Annotated in this window: 5 protein-coding genes; all 5 read left to right on the top strand. The window is 50.0% G+C overall.

The features are described from left to right. The first annotated feature begins 161 nt into the window (after window positions 1-161). The 5 genes from AB8615_RS10925 to AB8615_RS10905 all read left to right on the top strand — a co-directional run bounded on the left by AB8615_RS10925 (window position 162) and on the right by AB8615_RS10905 (window position 20,970). Window positions 162-16,091 (top strand): DUF7507 domain-containing protein, encoded by a 15,930-nt coding sequence (locus AB8615_RS10925; protein WP_418152373.1) that lies wholly within the window; start codon window positions 162-164, stop codon window positions 16,089-16,091. A gap of 172 nt (window positions 16,092-16,263) precedes the next feature. Further along, window positions 16,264-16,650 carry a hypothetical protein gene (locus tag AB8615_RS10920; RefSeq protein WP_418152372.1) on the top strand — a complete coding sequence of 129 codons (387 nt, stop codon included), beginning with the start codon at window positions 16,264-16,266 and terminating at the stop codon, window positions 16,648-16,650. A 25-nt stretch (window positions 16,651-16,675) separates the two neighbouring features. Next, window positions 16,676-18,430: an adenylate/guanylate cyclase domain-containing protein gene (locus AB8615_RS10915; RefSeq protein ID WP_418152371.1), complete on the top strand. Its 1,755-nt coding sequence runs from the start codon at window positions 16,676-16,678 to the stop codon at window positions 18,428-18,430. Further along, window positions 18,431-19,906 (top strand): mechanosensitive ion channel domain-containing protein, encoded by a 1,476-nt coding sequence (locus tag AB8615_RS10910; protein ID WP_409432616.1) that lies wholly within the window; start codon window positions 18,431-18,433, stop codon window positions 19,904-19,906. Next, window positions 19,906-20,970, top strand: coding sequence for a substrate-binding domain-containing protein (locus AB8615_RS10905; RefSeq protein ID WP_409432615.1), 1,065 nt, complete (start codon window positions 19,906-19,908; stop codon window positions 20,968-20,970). The genes AB8615_RS10910 and AB8615_RS10905 overlap by 1 nt, the downstream gene beginning before the upstream one ends. Window positions 20,971-20,976: the final 6 nt, after the last annotated feature.

The following is a 20,976-nucleotide window of genomic DNA, read 5'->3' as shown; positions in this document are numbered from 1 at the left end:
TATACCTTACGGTATCTGTAACGATATTCCTTGAGGCTTTTAAGCTCATTTTCATAACAAAATACGATTCTAGATACTTAGAAATTTAAGTCTGGATCGGTATAATGCCAAACACATATACAGTTACTTTTCGTAACCTTATCAAAGCGACGGCGCAACGAATGAGCAATATTGCCATGTGCCTGCGAGGGTTTCTGGCGCTGGTCATAGCGATTGCAGGCATGGTGAGCTTTGCGGCGACAGCTCATGCTACAGCATTTACGACAACAGTACCTGATGGCAATGGTCAGATTCCAAATACATATCCACCTGTTGGCGGCACTGTTGTCGTCCTGATTGGGACCAACGGGAATATCTATTATCAGTTTGTCAATCCGTCGACACAGTATGAAGGTTTCTATAATGACTCGCGCAATGGAACGCCCGCTGCATTTGAAGGTAATCCTTTCCAGTTGGGGCCAACGCAGGCGTTAAATTGCGGACCAACTGCTTGTGTGGATTACTTTGGCGGCGGAATTGCCAAAATGTATGTCCGCTTAACGGTGCGGGATGGTGATACCTGCCCAGGCAATTTTGACTTTAATCGTGTTGAATTTCGTTTGAATGGGCGCGTGATTTCCAATTTTACAGGTCCACTGGCAGAACGAACGAACCCTGCGGGCACAACGTCTTATGGTTTTGAAAACTGTTTCCGAGATGACCGCTCTGCGGGTAGTGTGAACGGGGAGACCAGCACAGCTTGGTTTGAAAGCGAAGATCAAGTCGTCTTAGATGACATCCTCGCGACAGGCTCTACAACGCCTCAAATTTTTAGCCAACCGCGAGCAAATGGGCGCCCAAACGGAAATTATTGGTATTTCAGAGACGGTATTGACGCCACTGGCACGCCAGAAGTTGCGCCAGGTGTCAGAATTACAAAAACCGCCGACAGAACATCCTATGCAGCGGTAGGCGACATAATTAATTATAGCTTCTTTGTTGAAAATATCGGGTCAGTCAGGCTGACCAATGTGCAAGTCACAGACCCATTTATTACAGGTGCCATCACGTGTCCAAGGACGGTTCTAGATTCGGCACAAAATATGATATGTATGGCACAACATGTGGTGACACAGGCCAATATTGATAACGACATTGTTTTCGTCAATGAAGCGACAGTAACGGGTAATCCGACAGAGGGCACACTCGGTGCTGTATCGGGAACAGTGACGATCCCGGGTCCGCCCGCAAATAATACTGTAACGCTTACAAAAACCGCCTCAAAGGACACGAATGTCGAAGAAGGCGACACAATTACATATACTTATGTCGCGACAAATACAGGCAATATCACAATAGAGAATGTCAACATTACGGATAATCACAGCGGAAATGGCACGCTATCGGCAATCACGCCAAGCAATGTGACCCTCGCCCCTAATGGTGGCAGTCAGACATTCCAAGCGACATATATTGTGACGCAAGCGGACATAGACAGCGGCGGCGCAATTAACAATACTGCGACTTTTAACGGCACGCCAAAACGCGGCGCCCTGCCAGTTGTGACGGCAACGGAAACAATTACACCCATCGCGGCCGCTCCCGCTTCGACGCTTACAAAAACAGCATCACAAGACACGAACGCCGCTTTGGGCGACATGATCACCTACACCTATGTTGTGCGCAATACTGGTAATGTCTCGCTTAATAATATCATGATCGCAGACAATCACGGCGGCACAGGCGCCCTATCCGCTATCACGCCCGCCAATGTTAGCTCGCTGGCGCCAAATACAGATGCGACGTTCACAGCGACCTATACGATCACTCAAGCTGATATTGATGCTGGGACAGATATTGCAAATACTGCAACCGCTAACGCAACACCTGCAAGCGGAAGCTATACCCCGCCAAATGCAACTGAAACAGTGAGTCTGATTGGCCCAACTCCTGAAATTACGTTCACCAAAACTGCAACAGACACGACAGATGTCGCGGCAGGCGACGTTATTACATATAATTACAGCGCCGAGAACACTGGCAATGTTTTACTGACCAATGTCACCGTTACAGACAATCATAATGGGGCAGGGTCGCTGGGCGTGATTTCGCCCGCCAGCATAGCGTCGCTGCCGGTTGGCCAAGTCGCGACATTCTCTGCCAATTATACAGTTACGCAGGCCGACATTGATGCGGGCGTAGATATTACAAATACAGCGACAGTCACGGCAACGCCCTCTCGCGGAAACCTTCCAGTCACGACAGCGTCAGAAATCGTGGATGTAGCCAATCCAGCGCCAGCCTTTACTATGGTGAAGACAGCTACAACGCCGAGCTTTGCTGCTGTGGGTGATATAGTTTCCTATGACTATAAAATTACAAATACAGGCAATGTCTCAATTAGTGCAGTGACGGTCGCTGACGACAAAATCGCCACTGTGACTTGCCCAGCCGGGGAGATTGCCCCGACTGAGATGCTAACGTGTTCTGCGGATTATTCTGTGACGCAGCTGGACTTAAACGCTGGATCGGTGACTAATAATGCGACAGCAAACGGGACTCCAACAGGCGGCACATTAGCACCCGCCCTTGCCAATGAGACAGTGAGCGCAACACAGACGCCGAAACTTACTCTCGTCAAAACAGCCACTGTGACGGACTTTGCGAATGTCGGGGATACGTTAGAATATGACTACCTTGTTACCAATACAGGAAATGTTGAAATCACTAATATCGTTGTGACAGACGATAAGATCGCTAGCGTGTCATGCCCCGTTACAACGCTTGCACCAACAGAAGATACGACTTGTACCGCTAGCTATTCCGTCACCCAAGCGGACTTGGATTTGGGGAGCGTTACGAATAACGCTTCCGTGAATGGGACGCCTGCTGGTGGCACGCTCTCGCCAGCCACGGCGCAGGAGATTGTTGGCGGCACACAGGCACCTGCGCTGACCCTTGCAAAATCTGCATTGGATAGCAGCTACGCAGCCGTCGGGGATCAGATCGAATATAGCTATCTTGTGACCAATTCAGGCAATGTCACCATCACCGACCCTATTACAGTCGATGACGATAAAATCACAGTGCCACAGCTTGTTGTATGTCCAGCCCTGCCAAGTGGTGGATTACCCATTAACGGCACATTGACATGTAGCGCGACCTATATGGTCACTCAAGCAGATCTAGACGCAGGGTTTGTTACGAATACAGCCACAGCCACAGACGGTAACGTCACCTCTCCGTCAAGTGCTGTCACTGTCAACGCAACGCAGAGTCCTGCGATGACGCTAGTGAAAGATGCTGTGGAGACGGAATATAATGCTGTTGGTGACACGCTCTCATATACCTACACAGTGACCAATACGGGGAACGTCCTAATCGCGAACCTCGTAGTCACAGACGACCTTATCCCAAGCGTGACCTGTAATGTATCGAGCATTGGTAATGGCGATACCAATCTTGATCCTCTTGAAGTCGCAGTTTGCACAGGAACATATACGGTCACGCAAGCCGATCTTGATGCAGGGTCTGTGACCAATAACGCCTCAGCGAACGGCGCACCTTCGGGCGGCACACTGACTCCGCCAACAGATAACGCGACAGTGATGGCGGAGCAGTTACCAGCTTTAACGCTTATCAAGACGGCTAATGAAACCAGTTTCGATGCCGTGGGTGATATCCTAACGTATAACTATGCGGTGACGAATTCGGGCAATGTTTTAATTTCCAATATTTCTGTGTCAGACGATAAAATCGCGACGGTAACGTGCGATGTTACCGCGATTGGTAATAATGACGCCAGCCTTGACCCCACAGAAACGGTGATTTGTAAGGCGAGTTATACTGTCCTGCAAGCCGACCTAGACGCGGGCCAAGTTACCAATAATGCAACAGCAACAGGCGTGCCTGCGGGCGGGACATTGGTTGATGCAAATGATGATGCGACTGTGACCGCTAGCCAAAACCCAGCCATGTCTGTGATGAAAACTGCGACAGTTGTGAATTTCGAACTGCCAGGTGATGTGACAACTTATGAATATGTTGTGACGAATACTGGCAATGTAACTTTGACGGATGCTATTACTGTAACAGATAATTTAATTAGTGCGGTAACCTGCCCGCCTCTTCCAAGTGGTGGCCTTCTGCCAGCAGCGACCCTTACATGTTCCGCGACCTACACCGTTACGCAGGCTGATTTGGATGCAGGATCGGTGACGAACTTGGCGTCTGCAACCAGTGGCGGGACGACTTCCCCGCAAACATCAGAGACGATTCCAGCAACGCAAGATCCAGCTTTGGTCATCGAAAAAGCAGCATTGTTTAGTGATTTCACATCTGCAGGTGAAGTCGTAGAATATGAATATACCGTCCGCAATACCGGGAACCTGACGCTCACAGGTGGTATCAACGTCGTTGATGATAAGATTGGTACAATTAATTGTGTGGCAACAAACCTCGTGCCTGGCGGTGTTGCGACGTGTCGTGCAAACTATACTATCACGCAAGCCGATGTTGATTTAGGATTAGTGACCAACCAGGCGTTTGGTCGCAACGGCACACTGACATCACCCCCTGTTGACGTGACGGTCACAGGCACACAAACCGCAACACTTGGCTTCACAAAGCGGGCTTTGGATACAAGTTTCACGAAAGCTGGCGACACAATCGATTACGAATTTGATGTGCAAAATACCGGCAATGTGACACTCGCTTCCGTTGCTGTGCAGGACGATCTAATTGCTTCTGTGTCTTGCCCCAAAACAACTCTCGCGCCGATGGAAGCGATTGTGTGTTCCGCACAATACACCGTTACTCAAATGGATGTGGATGCGGGGGCAGTTATAAATAACGCTGTTGCTTCTGGTAACCCCCCAACAGGGCCGCCAGCTTCGACACCCTCTTCTGCGACCGTCAACAGTTCCGCAACGCCTAGCTTTAGCTTTGCAAAACGCGCGATTGATCTTGATTTTGCCAATGTTGGCGATGTGCTGGACTATGAATTCGACGTCCAGAATACCGGCGACATTACACTGTCCAATATCATCATTACAGATGACCTTATTGCGACGGTTTCTTGCCCCATGGCGAGCCTCGCACCAACACAGTCAATGGTTTGCTCCGCTAGCTACGCTGTCAAACAAACCGATATTGATGCTGGGCAAGTTATCAACAATGCGACGGCCAAAGCTTCTCTGCCAGACGGAACTAACTTACCAGATGCCCTTGGCTCAGCCACGGTGTCAGGAACGCAGTCCCCCGCGCTGACTGTCTTAAAGCAAGCTGTTGAGACGGACTTCGCGCAGGTGGGCGACGTGCTTAACTACACCTATCTCATCACGAATACAGGCAATGTGAATGTAACGAATATCGCAGTCGCGGATGACCGTATTCCAAGTTTGAGCTGCCCAAGCGCGAATTTAGCACCCGCAGCGAATGTCACTTGCACAGGCACTTACACGGTCACGCAAGAGGATATTAATACTGGCTTTGTGACGAACAATGTCAGCGTTACAGGAACGCCAGCAGGCGGAACACTTGCCCCAGCTCTGGATCAAGTGACTGTGACAGGCACACAAAGCCCAGCGATTGATATTGTCAAAACCGCAACAACAAGCAGCTACGCCAGCGTCGGCGATACAATTAATTATGACTATGTTCTGACAAATTCAGGGAATGTGACGCTGAAAAATGCTCTGAGTATCTCAGATGATAAAATTCCCTCAGTAAGTTGTCCAGCCCTTCCAATGGGTGGATTACCTGTTAACGGCACACTGACATGCAACGCAACTTATGTTGTCACGCAAGCCGATATTGATGCGGGGTTGGTTACGAATATCGCAACAGCGACAGACGGCACGACGAGCTCGCCAACTGCGACTGAAACTGTGAATGCAGATCAGTCACCATCGCTTGCGACAATTAAGACAGCTACGCCGCAGACTTTTGCAAGTTTGGGCGAGCTAATTAATTATGAGTACCGTGTCACGAACACAGGCAATGTAACAATCACATCACCCATTACGGTTACAGATGATAAAATCGCATCGGTAACATGTCCAGCTATGCCTGCGGGAGGTCTTGCGCCTAAGGCCGTTTTGACATGTTCCGCGACGTATACAATTACACAAGCGGATCTAGATTCTGGATCTGTGACGAACGCGGCGTCATCAAGTGATGGCACAACCATATCCCCTATTGTCAGAGAGACCGTGACAGCTGATCAAATGCCTTCTGTTACGATGGTTAAGACTGCTCAAGCCACAAGCTTCTCTGCGGTTGGTGAATTAATTCAGTATAATTATGACATCACCAATTCTGGAAACGTCACAATTACAACACCAGTCACTGTCGCGGATGATAAGATTGCCTCCGTGACTTGCCCTGCCTTGCCAGGTGGCCGACTTGCACCACAAGCCGTACTGACATGTTCAGCTACCTATGCTGTGACGCAAGCTGATATTGATGCGGGATTCGTGACCAACCTCGCCAGCGCCTCAACGTCTGGCGTGACGTCACCTATTGCGACAGAGACTGTGACGGCGGATCAGTTGCCTGCATTGTCTATAGTGAAGTCTGCGCTCAACAATACCTTCGCGGCCCCTGGTGATGTTATTGACTATGAATATCGTGTTCGCAATTCGGGTAATGTTACCCTCATTCGCAATGTCATGGTGACTGACGATAAAATCGCCGCCATTTCATGTCCGAGTTTGCCAGTGTCTGGCCTTCTACCGAATGGCGAAATCGTTTGCACGGGTCGCTACGTTGTAAATCAATCAGATATTGATGCGGGTTTCGTCACCAATATTGCGTCTGCAACAAATGGCACGACATCATCGCCTACAGATACGGTAACCGTCAACGCTACTCAAACGCCAGCTTTAACAACGATCAAGCGAGCTCTTGAAACGACATACGATATGCCAGGTGATGTGATTGCCTATGAATATGATGTCGTGAACTCTGGCAATGTCACAATCACTGCACCCATTTCAGTGGCAGATGATAAGATCGCCACGGTTACATGTCCTGCGCTACCAGCAGGCGGATTGTTGCCAAGTGCGTCTATCACCTGCACGGGTAATTATAGTGTGACGCAGGCCGATATTGATGCTGGAACAATTACAAACATTGCCAGCGCGACAGACGGCACAACGATGTCGCCCGAAGTCAGCAAGACTATTAATGCAACGCGCGTCTCAAACCTTGATGTCGAAAAAAATGCTGTCAGCATCAACTTCAACTTACCAGGGGATGTAACGACCTATGAGTATATTGTTACCAATCTTGGTAATGTCACAATCGTCGACCCGATCACTGTATCGGATAATCTCATTCCAAGTGCCAATGTCTCTTGCCCCGCACTACCAGCGGGTGGTTTGGCGCCAAATGGCACCCTGCGCTGCACTGGCGCTTATATTGTGACACAAGACAATTTGGACGTTGGCAGCGTTACGAACGTAGCGTCTGCGACGGACGGAACGACAACATCCAGCCTGACATCTGAAACAATTCCAGCCACACAAAACCCTGCGCTGGAAGTTCGCAAGACGTCACCCGATACGAGCTTTGCTGCAGTCGGGGATATTCTGACATATGATTTTGAAATCGAGAATACGGGCAATATCACGCTGACTGGAACCTTTGATATTGTCGATAATCGAATTGGGCGCTTTGAGTGTTTCACTGGAAACTTGCCGTCGATTGCGCCGGGTAATATTCAAGCTTGCCAAGAGACATATACAGTCACGCAAGCTGATATAGATCGCGGAGAAGTGACAAATGACGCCTATGCGGACCATCCGCGTGCGAGTTCTCCGCCAGCCTTTGTGACGATTCCAGCCGATCAAATGCCTGCGCTAACTTTAGCAAAGACACCTCAAAGCAGCGCTTATGCTCGGGCAGGCGACACGCTTGATTATAGCTATCTCGTGACGAATTCCGGGAATACAACGATCACATTTCCGATCCAGGTGTCGGATGACCGTATTGCCAATGTTATATGTCCCGCTTTACCAGTTGACGGACTGGCACCCCTTGCCAGCCTGACTTGCACAGGTACTGACACAGTTTCGCAAGCGGACATTGACACAGGCTTCGTTGAAAACACAGCAACCGCAACAGATGGCACAGTGACATCACAGCCGCAGACTGCGCGCGTCAATGCCCTTCAAATACCTGAGATTTCAGTCAATAAAATCGCGAATGATAATGACTTTACTGCCGAGGGTGATGTGCTGGAATACACATTCATTGTGACGAATTCGGGCAATGTCACTATCACAGATACCGTGACCATCGACGATAGCCGCATTGGTACAATCAGTTGTCCAGCGCTTCCTGCCGGAGGTTTGGCCCCGAACGCCACGTTGACCTGCACAGCATCAGATATTGTTGGTCAAACGGATATGGATGCAGGCATTGTTGAAAATACAGCCACTGCGATCGCGGGCGGTCTGACATCCTTGCCAAAAACTGTGACAGTGACAGGCACGCAGAGCCCTGCGCTAGCCGTTCTGAAAACAGCGAATGAAACAAGTTTTTCTGCTGTTAATGAAACGCTGAGCTATGACTATATTGTGACGAATACTGGTAATGTGACAGTGACATCTGCGATTACCGTATCGGACGATAAAATTACAAATGTGACGTGTCCCGCACTTCCTATCGGGGGCCTTCCGCCGCTTGGTACAGTAACATGCTCGGCAATATATCAAGTGACGCAGGCTGATATTGATGCAGGCTTTGTAACAAATATCGCGACAGCAACAGACGGAACCGTCACCTCTGCTGCTGTCAGCGAGACTGTCAACGCAACGCAGACACCTGCTTTGTCGATGATCAAGACAGCGCAGACGGCAGATTTTAATGCGCCACGTGACCAACTTTCTTATGAATATGTTGTGACAAATTCAGGGAATGTCACGATCACCCAAGATATTGTGATTTCGGATGACCGAATTGCGAATGTCGTCTGTCCCGCTCTACCAATGGGTGGATTGTTGCCGCTCGCCACGCTGACATGCACAGGCATAGATAGCGTCAGCCAAGCGGATCTAAACGCAGGCCAAGTGACGAATACCGCAACGGCGTCAGACGGTGTAACCGTTTCAGCCCCTGTGTCCGAAACAATCATCGGTAATCAGACAAGCGCCTTCACGGTTGACAAAATTGCGATGTCAAATGACTTCACAGCCGTAGGCGATACTCTGAGCTATGAATATGTGGTGCGGAATACAGGCAATATAACGCTGACGAATGCGTTCACCATCACGGATGATAAAATCGGAACATTTAATTGCCCCGCTCTCCCAACTGGCGGCCTGGTGCCGAATGCGACTCTCACCTGTTCTGCAGATTACAGTGTAACGCAGGAAGACCTAAATGCGGGTGAAGTCACAAATATCGCTTTTGCCAGCTCTGGCGGTGCGAATTCTGTTTCGGATGAAGTGACAATTACAGGGACGCAAACACCTGCACTGGCCGTAGTCAAGTCGGCGGGGGTAAGCAGTTTTACCGCTATTGGCGATATGATCCCTTATAGTTACGTCGTGACAAATACTGGGAATGTCACGCTGATCAACCCTATCACAGTTACCGATGATAAGATTGCAAATGTGACTTGTCCTGCCTTGCCTGCGAATGGCTTACTACCGACAGCCACACTCACTTGCAGCGCCAATTATTCGGTCACCCAAGCAGATTTGGATGCGGGCCAAGTGACAAATATCGCCACTGCAACTGATGGCAATATTGTGTCTCCAGAGGTATCAGTAAGCGTTATGGCGACACAGACTTCGGGTCTAAACATCGATAAGTCTGCCATCAGCGCAGGGTTTAACATGCCGGGCGATGTGGTTTCCTATGAATATGTTGTCACAAATTCTGGTAACACAACGCTCCTAGATGCGATTTCTGTATCAGATGATAAAATCGCGTCTGTCACTTGTCCTGCGATCCCTACAGGTGGTTTACCACCGCAGGCCTCTCTGACTTGTACAGCTGATTATAGCGTAACGCAGGCCGATATTGATGCGGGGTCTGTGACTAATATTGCAACTGCGACGGCAGGGAATACAACCTCTGCGCCAGACGAAGTCACAGTGGATGCGATGGTCATGCCGCGCCTCGCTTTGTCAAAAACGATTTTGGAAACGGTACAAGTTGGCGGCCCAATCTATGACGTGACCTATCAGATCACAGCAGAAAACACAGGAAATGTGACGCTCACTGATTTGCAGATCACCGATGACCTCGCAACATTCCTAGCGCCCGCTGAAATTTACACAGCTCCAGTTGTGGGTGTCTCCCGGATTGACGGTGCATCTGCGAACGCTAGCTTTGACGGGGCAGGGAATATCAACTTGCTATCCGGCACGCCAAAGCTTGATGTCGGCGATATTGGTACAGCAACGATATTAGTGCGAATTGACACCACAAAAGGTGGTCCAGTGACGGGCAATACAGCTGTTGCAACATCGTCTGTTCTTATTGCGCCAGTGCCCTCAAATGACCCTACGATCACGCCAGATGCTCCGCAGGACGTGAATCCAACGCCGCTATCAATCATCGACACAGATGGGGATGGTGCGCCCGATAATTTTGAGAGCGGAACGGCGGACCGGGATGGCGACGGCATCCCTGACAGTGAAGACTATGATCCTACGGGCTATTTCTACTGCGAAGAAAACGGCCAAATTCTCACAGGTGGCGGCATTTCTGTGGCAGGCCCGAACGGTGTCAATGCATCTATCGGCACAGCAAATGATATTGTGATCGTCGAGGACGGGTCTCAGGGATATTTCCAGTTCTATGTGACTGCGCCAGGCAATTACCGCCTAACGCCAACTTATCCGATGACAGGCGTCGCCTCTACCGCACGCCCTGTGCAGAACGTGGCACTGGATGTGACAAGCCTGCTGCCAGCGAACCCAGCTGTGCTGGGGTCATCGGAGGTCGGCAATAGCGGACAACTCGCGGATAGTTCTGCAGCGGCTAACGCGCCTTTCTACTTTGACTTTGAGTTTGAAGCTGGCGACCCGTCCGTTCTGATGAATAATATTCCGCTCAAGCATTGCGGTACGCCAGAGATAGCGCTGAACAAAACCGCACTTGCACCGCCAGTTGTGCAAGAGGATGGGCGTCAACGCGTCAGCTATGCTTTCACCCTGTCCAATACAGGTGAGACGCTGATTGAAGACCTGCAAATCAGTGATGATTTGGGAGTAGTTTTCGGCGCAGATCGTGTCGAAATTGACCGTGTGGAAATCGCGGACGCCCCCGTGAATTTTGCTGGTAGCGCTAACCCTAGCTATGACGGTGTTGTTAATACAGACTTGTTGATAGCGACAGGTGACCTGAACCCGAACGAGAGCGCAACGATAAACTTGTTCGCTTTTGTCAATCCCGCCAATGATGGTGATTACATCAATACAGCTACAGCGACTGCGTCCGAACCGCTCAATGGCGGCGTGTTAGAGGGCGAAGGCTCTGCCACTGTTAGCTTGCTGCCGCTCTCCGATGCGCAATTCCTCCGTGTTACGAAAACAGCCCAACCGCGCACAGTGCAAATCGGCGATCCTGTGCTGTACACGATCTCCGTGACGAATGAGAGCGCCTCGACAATGAGCGACCTTAATATCGTAGACCAGTTGCCACAGGGCTTTGCATATGTGCCAGGCACAGCGACTGTCTCTGATGCAAGCACCAGCCTTACGGTTGAACCGAACGTAACATCACGCGGCATACTGAATTGGGCGTTGGCGCAGGGTAATGCTGCGCCGCTCGATACGCTGCAACCCAACGAGACTTTGTCAGTAAGCTTACGCTTGCTCGCAGGGCCGAACGTCACATTTGGCGCACACGAAAACCGCGCCTTCGTCGAAAGCCCTCGGACGGGCACTCGGTCTGAAACGGCCACAGCCGTGGTCGATTATATTCCAGAGCCAAGCTTTGATTGCACGCCTGTGATTGGTCGTGTCTATGACGACGTCAACCATAACGGCTATCCCGATGACGGAGAGCCCGGATTGCCAGCGGTGCGCTTGGTGACAGTCAATGGTGATATTATCACGACGGATCAATATGGTCGTTATCACATCCCATGTGCGGCCATCGCCGACAGTGAAATGGGCTCGAATTTTCTGCTGAAAACTGATACACGCACACTGCCGCTGGGGTACAAGCCAACATCAGAAAACCCCCGTGTTGTGCGGGCGACTCGCGGTAAATTCGTGAAGATGAATTTCGGTGCTGCCTTCCGTCCGAAACTTCGTATCGACCTGAACGTGGCCGATTACGGGGTCTCTCCCGACATGCTGTCGGTCGCAACTGTTGCGCGGATCAAGTCTCTGTTGGAATTAAACCCAACAGCGGAGCGCGCAATTTTGGTCTACCATGCAGACGACACTGTTGATGTGGATGCGGCGCAGGCATCGCTACAAGTGGCTTTAAAAGCTGTGAGAAAATATGCGCCCAAAGGTTTGCGCGATATTGCGCTTGAGGCGAATTGGGGTGAGCCCACCATGTTTGACGTGGATCGTCGTGCCGCAGGCCAAGCCTTTTCAGCTGAGATGAAGGGTGAGGCACTGAAGGATAATGGTCGCCTGAACGGCACAGACCGCGTGATATTCATGGAAGATGTAAATGGCGATATCGATCCAATGGACCGCGATGATATTCGCGACCGCTATGAAGATGATGTCTGGAACAATCAAACGGGTCTTCGGGGTAACAGGGGTTCAGACGCCCTGAGTGGTGATAACCGTGCAAAAGCTTATGGTTTGGGTCGGCGGGATAATTCTGAAATGTCAGATACTGCACGACCAGGTCGTTTGCTACGCTGGGTAGGATGGGGCAACAAAACCTCCGCTTACGCTGACGGTATGGAGATAGAGACGACCACAGACTCCCTTGACCCCGTAAAGCGCCTCAACACGCAAGCGAATATTGTTGCCACTGACATGGGTCGTGAAATCCGTGCGGAAGGCTACTGGAATTATGCCCAGTTCATAACGCGAGCTGAATTGCGTGTATTTGCCTCGGATCGGTCAACGCGTGGTATTCCTTTGGCGGTGAGTGATTTTAACGGTGCGACAGCGAGTCTGCCAATCACGCCAGACATGCTTGATACACGTCGCGATATGACGCAGCTACAATACGTCTTGCGCGTTTACGGTACAGAAGGTGAGTTTGATGAGACGGCTCCGAAAGTCCTGCGCCTAGGGGAACCTGAACTTGATCTCACAGCATCGGAATGGGCGAACGAAGCACAGACGGCCTTTGGTCAGAACACATTGTTGATTTCTAATGTAACTGTGCGCGGCGGCGTGGTCCGGGTTTATGGTCGCAATGTGCCGGGCGAAAGCGTTAACGTTATGGGTCAGATTATTGATGTTGATGACGCTGGGCGTTTTGTGGCTGAACAACTCATGCCGACAGGCACACGTCAGATCGAAATCATAGTTGGAGATCAACGGATCGTTCGAACGGTTGACGTGAAATCTCGCGATACATTTTATGTGGCGCAAATCGAAGCGACGATTGGTGAACGCATAGGCCAAGATAAGGGATTTGAAGAAGGCCGTGTAGCGTTCTATGTCCGCTCCCGGTTGAATGATCGCTGGTCAGTTACAGCTACGGCTGATACAGGCGAGGCCGCGATTGAGGACTTGCTCTCTGGCTTGGATGACAAGAACTTGGATCAACTTCTGCGCCGTCTTGACCCAGATCGTTACTACCCAACTTACGGGGATGACAGCACGATTGAGCAAGATGCGCCAACTTCTGGGCGCATGTATGCGCGCCTTGAACATGATGATGATTATCTCCTTTGGGGTAATTACCAGACGAATTTTGGCGACACAGAATATGCTCGCGTGCAGCGCACACTCTACGGTGCGAAGTTCCATTGGGATGATAATAATAATCCGACGAAGTTAGGTGATGACCGCACAAGCATAACAGCTTTCTTGGCAGACGGCGGGACACGTCAAGGCCGTGACGAACTGCGCGGCACAGGTGGAAGTGTCTATTATCTGCGACGGGGGGACATTTCGATTGGCTCTGAAATCCTTCGAGTGGAAACGCGCGACAGCGTGTCCGGTCTTGTGATCGAAAGCCGCCGTCTGACTTATGGGACAGACTATGATTTAGACTTTATCCAAGGCCGCATTATCCTCAATCAACCGCTGCGCAGCACAGGTGATGATGGACGCTTATTCCGCGACGGATCACAAGGCGGGAATGAGTATATTCTGGTCGCTGATTACGAATTCACACCCATCTTTGGGTCTGACGACGATGCGGCCGTCTACGGTGCGCGTGCGAGCCGTTGGTTTGGCGATAGTGTGAAATTCGGCGTGAGTTATAATCACGACACGGATGGCGGTGCAGAGTCTGATCTCTACGGCGCGGACTTGACCCTGCAATATGCAGCAGGCACTTATATTAAAGGCGAAGTAGCGCAATCCGAAGGTGTGGGTGTTGAGACATTCCGCTCAATCGATGGCGGCTTTACCTACAACCCTCGTCCGCGCGGGGGACTAAATGACGGCGACACGGCAATGGCATATGCTATAGAAGCTGCCGCTGACTTTGCAGAGTTTTCATCCTTGCAAGGCACGTCCTATGCTTACTGGCGTCAACGCGAAGCTGGCTTTGCTGGGTATGCCGAGACGACCAATCAGACGATAGAGCAATATGGGGGTGGGTTTGATCTAGCGTTGACGACAGCCTTGCAATTCTCTGGCCGCGCAGATGTATCAAACGATCAAACGCTCGGCACGAATAGCTTTGCCGAAGCACGTCTGAGCTATGATGCCAATGACAAAATCAAAGCCTCTATCGGGGCATCCTTTAATGACGATGCGCGCGGCAATTCCGGAACATCTGTTGGGGCTAGGGTGGATTATGAGTTTGCAGATGACAGTAAAGTTTATGCTTTCGGTCAAGTTGGCGTGGAAGGTGAGAATACGCGCACAACAGACCGCATGGGTATCGGTGCAGAAGTGCGAGTATCCAAACACATTCTCGGGGGCGGCGAAGTGTCGACAGGCGAGGACGGCTTGGGCGCGAGAGCATCTGTGCGCTATCAATATGAAGATGGTGACGAGTTCTATCTCGCCTATGATCTGCCATTGCGGGCACAGGCTGTGGCTAATTACGGCACGTTTAATCTTGGTGCCCGTAAGCGCTATGGTGATGCGTTATCAATCTTTGGTGAAGAACGCTTTCAGTTTAATGATCGCGGCTTAAACGGCGTAACTCATGCTTATGGCGTCGATTATAAGCCAGGGAATTGGAACCTCGGCCTGTCGGGCGAAGTTGGGCGTGTGGACGAGTTGGACCGTATTGCACTGTCAGGCAAAGTCGGCTTTGGCGACGAACGCATGAAGGCGGGCATTGCGGGTGAATGGCGTGAAGACGAAAATGTGACCACGGGTGATGTCCGCCGCACATGGTTGCTCCGCGCCACGTCGCAATACCAAGCCTCTGAAGAATTGCGTTTGCAAGGTAAGTTGAACTTGGCTTTCTCTGACCAAACTCGCGACAGTATTCTCGACCCGCAAGACTTCAACCAAGCAGAATTTACCGAGGGTTCCTTGGCAGCAGCTTACCGTCCGATATGGGATGACCGTTTCAACTTGCTGGCGAAATATGTGTATCTGGAAGACCTATCTCCGACGTCCCAACGCTTTAACGGTGAGACAATCAATTACCGCCAGAAGAGCGAGATTGGGTCTGTTGATGCGAGTTATGATGTGTCAGCGAAATGGACGCTAGGCGGGAAATATGCGCACCGTGCGGGCAGTGTAACGAGTAATCGCGAAAGTCTTGATTTCACAAAATCGACTGCGGACCTCGGTGTCATCCGTCTTGACTATCACGTGACGCATCAGTGGGACGCGATGATTGAAGGACGTTACCTGTCCATTGGTGATGGCACGATCACACGTCAAGGCGGTATGGCCGGCATCTATCGCCACCTCAATGACAATGCCAAAATTGGTGTGGGCCTTACATGGGGTGGCATTGAAGAAGAATATCTTGCGCCGATTGGCGACGAAGATGACATGGGGTGGTACCTGAATGTTGTCGGCAAATTCTAAAGCTTGAAATTAGCGGTCAGGTGGCCGCTAATTTTTTGCCTATTTGTTTAAAAAATAAGCTGCGCTGCCGCTATAGACGCCCTGGTATTTGCCTCACTAGACGGCACCCGTCACGTTTTAATTGTGTTCTGTCGCTGATCTGGTAACTAGATTGCCGATCGAGGACATATCTATGACGATGAGCGCTAAATCTAGATTCACGACAATCATGGTGCTGACAGCATCAATCGCGATGTTACTTGTGGGTGCGATCGCTTGGGTAGAGGGACGCAATTCTCTTAAAAAAGCTGAATTTACGCATTTGACGGGTGTCCGTGTCGCCAAAGCGCGGCAGATCGAAAACTACTTCGATACGATGAATGACCAAGTTGTTTTGCTGTCAGAAGACCGCACAATTATCTCAGCCATGGTCCAGCTTAGCCGCGGCTTTCGCCTACTCGGCCTCTCAACTGTGCCGCCAGAATATGACGCGACATTGCGCGATTATTACAACGAAAATTTTATCCCGAAATTATCCAATAACCTTATGGGCGGTAGCGTTAATTACGATCTCGCTTGACCCGCGCAATCAAGTCGGGCGTTACTTGCAGTATCATTATCTAGCGACCCGACCTGCGGATGCGAATGTGGCGGGCCCGTATAGTTACGCTAATGCTGGAGATGGGTCCGATTACTCGGCGTATCACGAAACATACCATGCGGGCCTGCGAGAGTTTATGCAACGCTTTGGCTATTATGATGTTTTTCTGATTGATTTTGACAGCGGTGACATCGTCTATTCCGTGGCGAAGGAAGTCGACTTTGGCACAAACCTTTTGACCGGGCCGTATCGCAGCACAGGCCTCGCCGAAGTTGTATGGAAAGTTCAACGCGAGCCCATTCGTGGTCGAGCCACGATCGTAGATTTTAGCCCTTATCTACCGTCTTACAACGCTCCAGCATCATTCATTGCAGCCCCAATTTACAACGGCCCGCACGTCATTGGCATTATCGCCCTCCAAGTTCCCGTTGATAGAATTCAAGACATCATGACTGGTGAACGCAACTGGAGCAATGAGGGCATGGGCGAGACGGGCGAGACTTATATTATCGGTCAAGACATGCTGATGCGCTCGGACTCGCGTTTTTTGATAGAGAATAAATCTGATTATTTCGACATGGTTCGTAAAACAGGTCTCAGCGAAGATATCATGTCCTTGATTGATAAAATGGAGACGTCGATCCTGCTTCAACCAGTCCAAACAGAAGGAGCTATGCGCGCCTTGAAGGGAGATACGGGTTATTTAGTATCCAATGATTACCGCGACGTGACCGTGCTATCCACCTACTCAAAATTAGATATTGATGGTTTAGATTGGGGCATTGTGTCAGAGATTGACGAGTCAGAGGCTTTTGAGCCGATTGGAAAATTGCTGCAGCGGATTATGATTTCGACGGCGATTTTCATCCCGATTGTGGCCTATCTCTCTTTTTGGTTATCTCAGTCATTTTTGCGCCCTGTGCGGCATTTGACCGAGACGGCGCGGGAGATGAAGCGCAAATATGAAGACGGTGACATTGAAGCCGCTGATGCGATGTCATTTAAGTCCGACAACGCCTCAGAATATCAGGACCTGAGTCATGCGCTCAATCATATTCTAGAGAAGACTCGTGATGATATGAAGGACACGCGTCAGCGGCAGTTGGAATATACCAACCTTGTTACCTCGGCTCTCCCGCTCGCGGTCGCAGAACGGTTTCGCAGTGGAGACAAACATATTTTTGACGAAAGCAAAATGGCGACGGCTCTGTTTGTTCAGATCAGCAATTTCCAAAGCCTCATGCGCGACAAAGATTTTGCAACAATGAAAGCGTATCAGTTTGAGCTGGATAGCGCTGCAACTAAACTCGGTCACAAATACGGGCTAGACGTGTTTCATCAAATCGGTATGGAATTCATCGCTGTGTCAGGTTTGACAACGCAATATATGAACCACAGCGAACGGGTTTTCCGCTTTCTGAAAGAGATCTTTGCCGCCATTGAGAAATTTAACGCTGCTAATGACTGTCATTTGGAATTAGACATTGGCCTAGACGTCGGGCCCATGGTCGGATCGCTCGAAACCGATGGGGTGCTAGATTATGATATCTTAGGGGAGGTGATTTATACCTGTCGAGAAGTCGGCTATCTTGGTGAGTCCGAGGGTATTTGCGTGACAGAGCGCGCGATTAAATATCTAAAGGATAAATCGATAACGGGCAACTTCAAGAAAGCCAAAGAGACGATCGTTTTGGATGATAAGCCGACGCCCGTTTGGTGGATTTCTGGAGACGACGTGATGAAGATGAAGGTCGAATAAATGTCGTGGTTTGCGGATATGAGCGGCCTCATGCAATGGGTCATTGGCCTGATCATTGTGACGCCTGTGGTCACCGTTTTACTTGGCGAAATCATTGATCGTTTGCGCCGAAATGACAGCAAGTTCCTCCGTTTCTTTGAGACTGTTCGCGCCGTCGTATTGCCTGTCGTTATTCTATTCTTATTGGCGAAATTTGTCTTTCGGTTGCCACATATGACAACAGATGTAGCGGGCGAAGACCATGTTAATATTCTTTATGCTGTAATTCTCACAGTTCTATATTTGACCTTGGCTTATGCGGCTTTCGTTTTCTTGCAGTGTATGAAACAGGTCAAAGACCCCAAGGCGTGGGCCAATAGAATTCCCAGCCTATTTAAATCCATTGCTATGGCTTTGGTGTTTGTCATGCCGGTCATTCTCTTTTTAGGGGCTTGGGGAATCCAGGTTGGTAACTTTGCAAAATATGCGAGCTTGGCAGTTGCAGCGACAGCGTTGGCTTTGCAAGATGCGCTTTCTAGCATTACCAAAGGTTTTTTGCTTGTGCTGGATAAGCCTTTCGCTGTGGGGGACTGGATCGAAGTCGATGGCGTGAAAGGCAAGGTCACTGATATTAGCTGGCGGTCGACGCGGTTGCAGGTCGCGGGGAATGACATCGTCGTGATCCCCAATCTAATTATCTCTGATAATTCCGTTTATAACTATACCGCTGAGGACATTAGTTACCGCGATGACATTACCCTCGGCTTTTCATATAATGACCCTCCCAATAAGGTAAAAGCCATTTTGCAATCTGTCTTAGACGACTGCAAGGACGTGATGACTGTTCCCGCTCCGAAAATTTTCACAGTGTCCTATGATGACTTCTCTATTGGGTATAAAATTTATTTTTTTATCAAAGAATATATCAGCGCCATGGATCAGGAACGTATCCGCGACGACATAATGAACCGTGTTTGGTATGCAGCGGATCGCGGCGGAATTTCTATCCCATTCCCAATTTCAGTCGAAGCACCACCTCACGTTTTCGCGCCTGATATGATCGCCATTCGAAAAGAGAATCTAGAGTTTTTGTCGCAAAATATTTACTTCGGCTCGCTGCCAGAAGATACTCTTAGACATCTGGCTCAGGAGGCTATCGTTGCGCCATTCGCCAAGGGTGAGACCCTCTACCGTGAAAATGATTTGGCAGAGACAATCGGGGTCATACAATATGGTCAAATTTCTTTGACGCGACACAATATGACGGCAGCCAATGAAGGGGAGGTCGCTCGCCACGGTGATATTATTTCAGAGATTTCGCTGCTAGGGCGGCGGTCTAATATCTTTACAGCAACTGCGATGGAAGACAGTCAGGTTTTAAAGTTCTCGCTTGAAACCCTAGAGCCCATCCTAGAAGCGCACCCAGACTTTGCTCGTAAATTCAATCACCTCGTCGAAGGGCGCATGACACAATCCAACGCAATGCGAGCCTCGTGATGCGGAAGAATTTGTGCTTACTCGGCAGCTTTTGTTTTGCCCTTGCTGGCTGCGTAGACCAATCGTCATCTGGGGCAAATGATAGCTCACTTAGTGCAGAACGGATATTAAGCACGTTTCAAACAGAGTTGGATGCGCCGTCTGACAACAATGCCGCTGCGGATAAAGCTGACCATTCACAGCTATCGCCGCCTGATGATTGGTTGCCTTTGATTGATCCGCTCGACTTACCCAATGGCGTCATCACCATTGCGGGCAGTGATACTTTATCGCCTGTTACAATCGACTTGGCAGACTCATTTTATGATGATGGCTACGTGGGTATGTTTTCGATCAGCCAGTCTTCTACAGGAACGGGCATGCGAGCGATGTGCCGTGGGGAGGGTGTAGATATTGTTAATGCCAGCCGCCCAATTAGCGCATCCGAACGGGCGTTATGCGCTCAAAACGGAATAAAACCGATTATGTTTAAAGTGGGGTATGACCCCTTCGTTCTGCTCACTCATCCGTCAAATACATGGCTGAAGTCGGTGCGCCGCGCAGAGCTTCCTGCTTTGTTTAAGGCTGAAAATTGGTCGGAGTTTAATCAGGCGGCTCCGAATGTTCCAATCCAATTCCATGTTCCCAGCCAAGACAGCGGGGCGATGCGGGCTATGTTGGAATATGTGTTCGGCACAGTAAATGTCGACTACGATACGGTGTTTAAGGGTGCGGAATTTTACTCATTTAATCTTGAACTAACCCGTGATCTAGCCAAGGACCCTCATGCGCTTGGCTTTGCGAGTTATGGAAAAATTCTACAGCTCAAGCAATTAAAGACGAATATCATTCCCATCGACGGGTATTCCCCTGTTGAGTCAGGCGCGGCCTATCCTGTCAAACGCTCTCTCTATCTCTACACCCACCAAGCAGCCTTTGAAAAACCTGAGGTTCAAAGCTTTGTCGCTTATTATTATAACAATACTTATCGCGTCATGCCGGAACTGGGTTTCGCACCAATAGAGGGAGCCGAAGCCGCATCGCGGCGGCGGGCATATCAGGCTCTCACCCCGCCTGTCGATTAGGTCATA

Origin of the sequence: Litorimonas sp. RW-G-Af-16 (assembly GCF_048319245.1) — a bacterium.
Taxonomy (GTDB): Bacteria; Pseudomonadota; Alphaproteobacteria; order Caulobacterales; family Maricaulaceae; genus Litorimonas.
This window is presented reverse-complemented; position numbering and strand designations above follow the sequence as displayed.